The 1684-nt window shown below is 30.9% G+C and carries 1 protein-coding gene; it reads right to left on the reverse strand.

Annotated elements, in window-relative coordinates; all coding sequences use genetic code 11:
• Window positions 1-71 precede the first annotated feature (71 nt).
• A complete protein-coding gene (locus ACP5FO_RS08770; protein ID WP_428157421.1) occupies window positions 72-1313 on the reverse strand; it encodes an O-antigen ligase family protein in 1242 nt (413 codons plus the stop codon).
• Window positions 1314-1684: the final 371 nt, after the last annotated feature.

The raw sequence follows: 1684 nt of genomic DNA on the forward strand, positions 1-1684 counted from the left end.
CTTTAGGATGACAAAAAAGTACTTCAGGTTAACAGTTTGGTTTTTTATAAAAAGCCGTTATAACGATAATTTTATAAAATATTATTTTTTAGCCCAATTTCAGCTAAACCAAGCATAAAAGATAAATAAATGCTCACTTGCGCACTACCCAAAAGATTATCAAATCCGCTTGCAACATAAAAAGCGATTAAACCAAGTATTATTCCTACCAATATACCTTTTTGCTGGGTATCGGCAGATTTTAACCTTTTTATATTGTTTACCAAAAGCGTGAAAAAAGCGCAAAGTATCATCGCCAGCCCAAATAATCCAGAATTCATAAGTGTGTTGAAGTAAAAATTATCAATTGTAGTTGGCACTTCTATATTTGGATCAATATGATTTTTGATAGCCATTTGTTTGTAGTAGAAAACTGCTTTTTTATGTATAACCTGTGCGCCAAAAGAAGGGCCATAGCCAAATATTTTTCTAAACATGCTGGATTCTTTAAAAACCTCTAAAGAAGCCTTCATCATTGCAAATCTTATAACAATGCTTGGATCTTTTTCGTAATATATGGTTTGATTTAGTCTTTTTTGTATAAAACTTGTGTTGTAGAGCCCTATAGACACTACAGCAAAAAGCAAAAGCAATATTAAGGTTTTTTTATTTCTTAAAATCAAAGGCAGACATAGTATGCTTACAATAATTGCCAGCCAATCGGCCCTTTCTTGTGCTAAGATACCAGCAAACAATGCTAAAATCGACACTAAATAATAGAATTTATTATTTAAAAAAATGCCCAAACTTCCAAAGAAAAAGCTAGACATTACCATGATAATCCCAGCATAAGATGCACACCCGCTAAAACCAAAAATTCCGGGCATTGGTTTAACAAAATAAAGATTATTTATTCCAACAGAAAAAATATCAACGGGTCTAATGCCAAAAAAAGCATTAAAATAAAGCCCCAAAGCTCCAATTATAGTAAAAACGCCTAGCACATTAACAATCAATGTAAAATTGGCTTTTGAACGCGAAGTTATCCAATAGGGGGCAAAGTGCCAGATATACTGGAAATTCAGCAAAGAATGGATTGGGTTTAGTGAAAAAACGCTAGAAAAAAATTCTTTTAGCGAAAACAAACCTATGGGCAAATCTTCTTTTTTAAATTTAAATTCTTTTGCAATAATTAAAAAAATCAGTCCCAAAACGCCTATACTGATTGCAAGGTTATCTGCTGCAATTGATATACTGACAAAAACAGCAAACAATACTGTGCTTATAAAAATAAACTTATAAGCTAAATATTTTAATGCACTGTATTTTATCAAATCAAGTTTTTTAATTTTCTATCCCTCGTTTGAACAAGCGTATAAGTGTCAACAAAACATAATGTATTTTGAAAACTACTGCCTGCAAACAACAATATTATTCAAAAACAATCATTTTGACAACCAAAAACTAAACTTTGCAGTTTGTCCAAACAACTTTATACTAAAATATCCAAAAAAGTATTTACATTGCTTTTATTATTTTGTAAAATGGCTTTAGCATCAACAAGTTCAATCTCCAAAGAGATTTTTGTGGAATTAAACACAGTGTCTTTGCTTTTTATACTGGATAATATACAAGTAGCAATTTGCATACTAGAGTCTTCCACAAACAAGATAGTTTATACAAACAAAAGCTTTTGTGAGCTTGT

Origin of the sequence: Desulfurella sp., from assembly GCF_049977265.1 — a bacterium.
Classification (GTDB): Bacteria; Campylobacterota_A; Desulfurellia; order Desulfurellales; family Desulfurellaceae; genus Desulfurella.